Annotated in this window: 9 protein-coding genes; 5 read left to right on the top strand and 4 right to left on the bottom strand. The window is 72.8% G+C overall.

Annotation, left to right across the window (positions count from 1 at the left end; genetic code table 11):
• Both ESO86_RS08515 and ESO86_RS08510 read left to right on the top strand, forming a co-directional pair.
• Positions 1 to 656 (top strand): aminotransferase class V-fold PLP-dependent enzyme (locus ESO86_RS08515; RefSeq protein ID WP_129234509.1); only part of this gene is annotated, 656 nt, incomplete at its 5' end.
• Positions 657 to 666: 10 nt separating this feature from the next.
• Complete coding sequence (locus ESO86_RS08510; protein WP_129234508.1) at positions 667 to 936, top strand: DUF2530 domain-containing protein; 270 nt, start codon at positions 667 to 669, stop codon at positions 934 to 936.
• A 16-nt stretch (positions 937 to 952) separates the two neighbouring features.
• Here ESO86_RS08510 and ESO86_RS08505 read toward each other — a convergent pair whose 3' ends face one another.
• The gene (locus tag ESO86_RS08505; RefSeq protein WP_129234507.1) at positions 953 to 1,633 is read right to left on the bottom strand and encodes a DUF3027 domain-containing protein; all 681 of its coding nucleotides are present in this window, start codon (positions 1,631 to 1,633) and stop codon (positions 953 to 955) included.
• On the bottom strand, positions 1,626 to 2,006 hold the full coding sequence (locus ESO86_RS08500; RefSeq protein ID WP_129234506.1) for a cold-shock protein: 381 nt from the start codon (positions 2,004 to 2,006) through the stop codon (positions 1,626 to 1,628). The genes ESO86_RS08505 and ESO86_RS08500 overlap by 8 nt, the downstream gene beginning before the upstream one ends.
• Before the next feature lie 109 nt (positions 2,007 to 2,115).
• Between ESO86_RS08500 and ESO86_RS08495 the strand changes: the two genes are divergently transcribed.
• The 3 genes from ESO86_RS08495 (at position 2,116) to ESO86_RS08485 (ending at position 6,006) form a co-directional block, all read left to right on the top strand.
• Positions 2,116 to 2,391: a hypothetical protein gene (locus ESO86_RS08495; RefSeq protein WP_242492281.1), complete on the top strand. Its 276-nt coding sequence runs from the start codon at positions 2,116 to 2,118 to the stop codon at positions 2,389 to 2,391.
• Between the two features lie 5 nt (positions 2,392 to 2,396).
• Positions 2,397 to 4,271: a helicase-associated domain-containing protein gene (locus tag ESO86_RS08490; RefSeq protein WP_129234505.1), complete on the top strand. Its 1,875-nt coding sequence runs from the start codon at positions 2,397 to 2,399 to the stop codon at positions 4,269 to 4,271.
• A gap of 91 nt (positions 4,272 to 4,362) precedes the next feature.
• Complete coding sequence (locus tag ESO86_RS08485; protein ID WP_129234504.1) at positions 4,363 to 6,006, top strand: DNA repair helicase XPB; 1,644 nt, start codon at positions 4,363 to 4,365, stop codon at positions 6,004 to 6,006.
• A 7-nt stretch (positions 6,007 to 6,013) separates the two neighbouring features.
• Here ESO86_RS08485 and ESO86_RS08480 read toward each other — a convergent pair whose 3' ends face one another.
• Both ESO86_RS08480 and ESO86_RS08475 read right to left on the bottom strand, forming a co-directional pair.
• Positions 6,014 to 6,745, bottom strand: a complete 732-nt coding sequence (locus tag ESO86_RS08480; RefSeq protein ID WP_207207066.1) for a Pr6Pr family membrane protein — start codon at positions 6,743 to 6,745, stop codon at positions 6,014 to 6,016.
• Positions 6,746 to 6,848: 103 nt separating this feature from the next.
• Positions 6,849 to 7,185 (bottom strand): dihydrofolate reductase family protein (locus tag ESO86_RS08475; RefSeq protein WP_207207065.1); only part of this gene is annotated, 337 nt, incomplete at its 5' end.

The raw sequence follows: 7,185 nt of genomic DNA, 5'->3' as shown, positions 1-7,185 counted from the left end.
CGCCCGTCCGTCGGGTCGCCGGCGACGCGGGCGCGCTCACGGTCGTCGACGCCACGAGCGCCGCAGGCGGCGCCGCCGCCGACCCGGCGGAGTTCGACGTGCTCTACTTCGCCCCGCAGAAGAACTTCGCCTCCGACGGCGGGCTGTGGTTGGCGATCATGTCGCCGGCAGCGATCGAGCGCATCGAGCGCATCGCGGCATCCGACCGCTACATCCCCGACTTCCTGTCGCTGAAGAACGCGGTCGACAACTCGCGCCTCGACCAGACGCTCAACACGCCCGCACTCGCCACGCTGCTGCTGCTCGAGAGCCAGCTCGACTGGATGAACGCCTCGGGCGGACTCGCGTGGGCCGACGCGCGCACGCGCGAGTCATCCGGGATCCTCTACGACTGGGCGGCGCGGACCCCTGCGGCGGCGCCGTTCGTCGCCGACCCGGAGCACCGTTCGCAGGTCGTCGTGACGATCGACTTCGACGAGTCGACGGATGCCGCGGCACTCGCGAAGACGCTTCGCGCCAACGGCATCGTCGACACGGAGCCCTATCGCAAGCTCGGCCGGAACCAGCTGCGCGTCGCCACGTTCACCGCGATCGAGCCGGACGACGTGCGCGCGCTCACCGCGTCGCTGGACTGGGTGCTCGCGCAGAACGGATAGGGTGACGGCCATGCGGCTGTGGCTCTCGGAGTCCGAACGGCATCCCGATCCGGAGCCGGTCCGGGCGGACGCGCGCAAGGCGCTGCTCGCCGGAACCGTCGCGTGGGTCGTCGCCCTGGGCCTCGCCCTGGGGTTCGCAGGCGCATTGGCGGATGCCGGGTTCGGCTGGTTCATCGCCGCCGCCGCGATCGGCGTGGTGCTCGGGGTCGTCGGACTCGTCGTGGTGCAGCTTCGCCGTCGGCGGCACCGGCCGGACTCCGACGACCCGCGTTCGCACTGAGCGACGCCCGGACGCGTCAGTCCGACTCGTCGGCGCCCTCGTCGTCGTCGGCGCCCTCGTCGTCGTCGGCGCCCTCGTCGTCGTCAGTGCCCTCGTCGTCGTCAGCGCCCTCGTCCTCAGCGCCCTCGTCGTCCTCGGCGTCGAGCGCGTCGATGTCGATGCCGTCGAACACGTCGTCTCCGGCGTCCTCGTCGCCGAACTCGTCGGCATCGCCGTCGTCGACGCGGTCATCGGCGTCGAGCGCGTCGTCGCCGTCCGACTCCTCGTCGGCGTCGGTGTCGCCCTCGGAGGTCTCGGCCTCCGCGGCGGCCGCGGCCTGGGCGGCGCGGTACTCCGCGAGCCGGTCCGACCACGGCACCCACTCGGGAGCGAGGAGCGACTGCTCGCCGGGGAGCAGCTCGGTCTCGAGCACGGTCGGGTCGGCGCCCTCGACGCGCGCGAGGGTGACCGACCAGTGCCAGCCGGGGTAGCCGGGCAGGTCGGCGGCGAAGTGCAGCGAGAGCACGTGCTCGCCCTCCGCGACGTGGCCCACGACGGAGCCCACCGTCTGCGCCGCGGTGACCTCGAGCAGCGCGCCGCGCGCGAGGTCGACCGCGGCGAGCAGCACGTCGTCGGCGACGATCGGCGCGCGGTCGTCGGGGGCCGTACCGCCGTCGGATGCGTCGGTCGGCTCGTCGGGGAACTCGGCGTCAGGCATCCAGCTCGTCCGCAACCTTGCGCAGCAGGGCCGCGATCTTCCGGCTGTGCGCGTTGTCGGGGTACCGGCCGCGCTTGAGGTTCGCGCCGATGCCGTCGAGGACCTTCACGAGGTCCTCGACGATGACCGCCATGTCGTCCGCCGGCTTGCGGTGCATCCGCGCGAGGCTCGGCGGCGCGTCGAGCACGCGCACCGAGAGCGCCTGCGCGCCGCGCTTGCCCTGGGCGATCCCGAACTCCAGGCGGGTGCCCGAGCGCACGGTCGCGCCGGCGGGAAGTGCCGAGGCGTGGAGGAAGACCTCCTGGCCGTCATCGCCGCTGATGAAGCCGAACCCCTTCTCCTCGTCGTAGAACTTGACCTTGCCGGTGGGCATCGATGGATCTCCCGCTGTCTCGGTGGGCGCGCCGGAAACCGCGGCGACGTCGGCCCCCAGTCTACGGTCCGGCACCCGCCGGGACGGCCGTGGGGCCTATTCTGGGACGGTGAGCAATCAGGGACCGATCACCGACCATCGTCTCGAGCGCATCCTCGCCTACATGGTCGCCGCGACCGTCGGGCTCTCGATCATCGCCTTCTTCGCGGTCATGATCGGCACCCTCTCGGGAGTCGGCGCCGACGACGGCTTCAGCGAGGGGATCTGGCCGTTCGTGCTCGTGCTGCCGCTCATCGGATTGCCCATCGGCTTCGTCCTCCTGATCGCGTTGCTCATCGTCAACGGCGTGCGTCGGTCACGGGAGTCACGACAGGGCACGGACTGACCGTCATGCTGGTGCTCGCCGCGAGCCTCCGCGCGATCCCGCGCGAGCGGCTCGCGGCTGCGCTGACCACGCGCGAGCTCGATCACTCCAGCGTCCGGGATCTCTTCGACCTGGCCGAGGCCCTGACCGCGACCGACTCGATCGACCACGCCGTCGACCGTCTCGAGCGCCCGTCGCTCGCCGTCCTCGCCGCCGCGGCGGCGACCTCCGACGACGCGGGCTGGACCGACCTCGGCCGCCTGGGCGACGAACTGCGCGGGCTCGGGGCCGACGACCTCGCCGATGCACTGGCCGCCGATCCCGCCTCGGCGCTCGAGCGCCTCGAGGCGAGGCTGCTGCTGCTGCGCGACGGAGTGCGCATCCACGTGCCGACCGAGATCGCCGCTCGGCTGGATTCGCGCCTCGACGACGACCTGCCGAGCCTCGAGTCCCTCGCGGGGCACGCGCCGCCGGTCGCCGTGCCCGGCGATCGCCCCGACACGGGGCTGCTGGACCGACGCGCCGCCGAGACCGCGCACAGCACCGTCGCCGCGACCGCCGAACTGCTCTCGGGACTCGCCGTCCAGCCTGCCCGCGAGCTCGCCAAGGGCGGGTTCGCCCTGCCGGACGCGAAGCGCCTCGCCGAGGCGGCGGGGGTCGAACTCGACGAGTTCCCGCGACTCGTGCGCCGGGCGATCGAGGCCGGGCTGATCGTCCGCGACGGTCCGGTCTGGCTCGAGTCCGACGCGGGCGCCGAGTGGATCATGCTCGGCACCGGTTCCCGCTGGACCCGGCTCGCCGAGGCGTGGCGCGCCCGCATCCCCGCGCCGCTTCGCGAACTGGTCGTCCGCCGCAGCGAAGCCCTGAGCTCCTCGTCCATCAGGGACGACGTCGCCTGGTACTACCCCGGCGGCGGCGCATGGCTCCGCGACGGCATGGACCGCCTCCTCGAGGATGCCGAGGCACTCGGACTCGCGGTCGCCGGCGAACCGCTGGAGACCGCGTCGCTCGTGCTCTCCGGCGACCTGGCCGGCGCCGCCGATCGCCTCTCCCGCCACTTCCCGAAGCAGGTCGACAAGGTCTACGTCCAGCACGACCTCACGATCGTCTCCCCCGGCCCGCTCGAGCCGTCGCTCGACGCCCGGCTCCGGACGTTCGCGGAGGTCGAGGGCCGCGACCTCGCCTCCAGCTACCGCGTGACCGCGGCATCCGTCAACCGCGCCCTCGCGGCCGGCGACAGCGAGGAGGGCATCCGCGCCTTCCTCGAGGAGATCTCCCTGACCGGCATCCCGCAGCCGCTCGCCTACCTCCTGAGCGAGTCGGCGGCGCGCTTCGGGGCCGTCCGGGTCGGCGCGGCCGACGTGTCGGAGGCCCCTGCGCGCGCGTCCGTGCGGTCGGAGGACCCGCAGCTGATCGGCACCCTCCTCGTCGACCAGTCCCTCTCGTCGCTCGGGCTCCGACAGGACGGTGCGCACCGCCTGCTGTCGCGGTTCCCGCCCGACGTGGTCTTCTGGGGGCTGAGCGACGCACGCTATCCGGTCGCCGCGGAGGACGCGGAGGGACGGATCGTCCGCCTCCGACGCCATCACGTCGGGCACGCGCCGACGCCGGCTCCGCGCACCGACCCGCTCGAGGCGCTGCTCGACCGACTCGCCGAGGCCGACGTCGAGGGCGGCACCGAGCAGGCCTGGCTCGCGAGGCAGCTCGAGGCGGCGGCGCGCGCCAAGGAGACGCTGACGGTCACCGTGCGCATGCCCGGCGGCGACACCGCCGACTACCTCCTCGCCCCGGCCAGTGTCGCGAACGGTCGCCTCCGGGCTCGGGACCGCAAGTCCGACATCGAGCGGACGCTGCCGATCTCCGCGATCGCCGCGGTCGCACCGGCACCCGCCGGCAGCTGACCGCCGCACCAGGGCGTTCCGGATCGTCGCGGTCGGGTCATCCGTCGCCCTCGGAGCCGACCCCCGGAAACCCGGGATAGACTGGTCCGCTATGTCAGACGGCCCCCTGATCGTCCAGAGCGATCGCACCGTGCTCCTCGAGGTCGCGAACCCCCTCGCAGAGGACGCCCGGCACGACCTCGCCATCTTCGCCGAGCTCGAGCGCGCGCCGGAGCACATCCACACCTACCGCATCACGAGGCTCGGCCTCTGGAACGCGCGGGCTGCGGGGCACACGGCCGACGACATGCTGGGCACCCTCGAGCGCTACGCGAAGTTCCCGGTGCCCCAGACGGTCGCGGTCGACATGCGCGAGACCGTCGACCGGTACGGCCGCCTGATCGTCGACCGCACCGACGACGGCGCGCTGCGGCTCCGCAGCGACGACCTGGCGGTGCTCACCGAGGTCGCGGGCGCGAGGCGGATCGCTCCGCTGCTCACCGAGCGGATCGACGACACGAGCTTCCTCGTCGAGGCGTGGGCGCGCGGAGCACTGAAGCAGGAGCTCGTGAAGCTCGGCTGGCCGGCCGAGGACCTCGCGGGGTACACGCCCGGCACGCCGCACGAGATCGACCTCGAGCAGGACGACTGGCACCTGCGCGACTACCAGCAGAAGGCCGTGGACAACTTCTTCGAGGGCGGCTCCGGCGTCGTCGTGCTCCCATGCGGCGCGGGCAAGACCCTCGTCGGCGCGGGCGCGATGGCGACCGCGAAGACGACGACGCTCATCCTCGTCACGAACACCGTCTCGGCACGCCAGTGGCGCGACGAGCTGCTGCGCCGCACGAGCCTGACCGCCGAGGAGATCGGCGAGTACTCCGGCCAGGCCAAGGAGGTCAAGCCGGTCACGATCGCGACGTACCAGATCCTCACCGCGAAGCGGAAGGGCGAGTACGCGCACCTGGCACTCCTCGACGCGCTCGACTGGGGGCTCGTGGTCTACGACGAGGTGCACCTGCTTCCCGCGCCCGTCTTCAAGCTCACCGCGGAACTGCAGGCGCGGCGCCGGCTCGGGCTCACCGCGACGCTCGTCCGCGAGGACGGTCGCGAGGGCGACGTGTTCTCGCTGATCGGCCCCAAGCGGTTCGACGCGCCGTGGAAGGAGATCGAGGCGCAGGGCTTCATCTCGCCCGCCGCCTGCTACGAGGTGCGGATCGACCTGCCGCAGTCCGAGCGGCTGGCGTACGCGGCATCCGCCGACGACGAGCGCTACCGCCTCGCCGCGACCGCCCCCGCGAAGCTCGGCGTCGTCAAGGAGCTCGTCGCCAAGCACGCCGGCGAGCGCATCCTCGTGATCGGCCAGTACCTCGACCAGATCGACGAGCTCGCCGAGACGCTCGGGGCGCCCCAGCTGACGGGCGCCACGCCGGTCGACGAACGCGAGCGGCTCTTCCAGGAGTTCCGCGACGGCAGGACACCGGTCCTGGTGGTGTCGAAGGTCGCGAACTTCTCGGTCGACCTCCCCGAGGCCACGGTCGCGATCCAGGTCTCGGGCTCGTTCGGCTCCCGCCAGGAGGAGGCCCAGCGCCTCGGCCGCCTGCTCCGCCCCAAGGAGTCGGGACTGTCGGCGAACTTCTACACGCTCGTCGCGCGCGACACGGTGGACCAGGACTTCGCCCTCAACCGCCAGCGCTTCCTCGCCGAGCAGGGCTACAGCTACACGATCCTCGACGCGCACGCCCTCGCGGCCGCCTGAGTCGCGGTCAGGCGGATGCCTCCGCCCCGCGCCGCACGCGGCGCAGCCGTTCGCCGACCCACCAGGCGAGCCGGTCGAGGGCCATCACGAGGACCCCGAGCACCGCGATGTAGGCGACGACGCGGAGCATCTCGAGCAGTGATCCGAAGGCCCCGAGGGCGTCGGTGTCGAGGAACGGGTACGGGAACCGGTCGGGCACCTCGGGCAGGGCGAGCGCGCGCCACAGGAAGACGAGCCCGTAGGCGGCGGGGTAGGCCAGCCACCACGCGGCATCCCGCCATCGCACGACGCGGTGCGGGCCGAACGCGACCCAGTCCACGAGGACCATGAGCGGCACGACGTAGTGCATCGCGAAGATCGCGCGATTCGCGAGCTCGTCCGTCGGGTCGGCGACGAACAGGCCGGGGATCGGGTTCTCGAAGTGATTGAGCAGCACGTGCGAGACGACCATGGTCGTGAGGATCCAGGTGGTCACGCCGCCCCGCAGGACGGGTGCCGGCGCCGCTGCGGTTCCGCGACGGGCCATCCAGTACAGCGCGCCGGCGAAGTAGGCGAAGACGATCACGTTGCTCTGCGTGGTGAAGTACGCCAGCCGCCGCTCGCCGGCCACGAGGCCCCAGAGCACGACGAGCACGATCGCGACGCGCCACCAGAACGCCGGGCTCGCCCAGGCGTTCACGCGCCGCGCCTCGTCGGGGAACTGCTGCTGCCGGGTCCGATCGGCGGCGTCGACGCTCACCCCATCACCTCTCCTCGTCGAACGAGCGGGCGGATCGCGCGCCGCACGCAGAGGCTAGGCGGCGCCCTCCGATCGTGTCAATGCGTTCCGCGGCCCGAGCCGGTCAGCCTCGTGCGTATCGCAGGAAGAGCATGCGCTCGCCCGGGATGGCGTGCACCAGTCGCATGGCTCGCGGGCGCTCCTCGGCCGAGCCCGAGATCCGCGGAGCCGAGCCGCCGACGAGCACCGGGCTGAGCGTCACGCACAGCTCGTCCACCAGGTCGGACTCGGCGAGGGCGCCGAGCAGGCCGGGCCCGCCCTCCGAGAGGATCGAGCGCATGCCCCGCTCCCCGAGTTCGGCCACGGCGCCGGCGAGGTCGACGCGGCGATCGCCTGCGACGATCACGTCGGCGACCCGGGCGAGCGCGTCGCGCCGGTCGCGCGGTGCCGCGTCGCTCGTG

This window comes from Agromyces binzhouensis (genome assembly GCF_004135055.1).
Taxonomy (GTDB): domain Bacteria; phylum Actinomycetota; class Actinomycetes; order Actinomycetales; family Microbacteriaceae; genus Agromyces; species Agromyces binzhouensis.
This window is presented reverse-complemented; position numbering and strand designations above follow the sequence as displayed.

Coding starts and splice junctions, on each gene's coding strand:
- ESO86_RS08510 (WP_129234508.1), top strand. CDS start 667: ATGCGGCTGTGGCTCTCGGAGTCCGAACGGCATCCCGATCCGGAGCCG.
- ESO86_RS08505 (WP_129234507.1), bottom strand. CDS start 1,633: ATGCCTGACGCCGAGTTCCCCGACGAGCCGACCGACGCATCCGACGGC.
- ESO86_RS08500 (WP_129234506.1), bottom strand. CDS start 2,006: ATGCCCACCGGCAAGGTCAAGTTCTACGACGAGGAGAAGGGGTTCGGC.
- ESO86_RS08490 (WP_129234505.1), top strand. CDS start 2,397: ATGCTGGTGCTCGCCGCGAGCCTCCGCGCGATCCCGCGCGAGCGGCTC.
- ESO86_RS08485 (WP_129234504.1), top strand. CDS start 4,363: ATGTCAGACGGCCCCCTGATCGTCCAGAGCGATCGCACCGTGCTCCTC.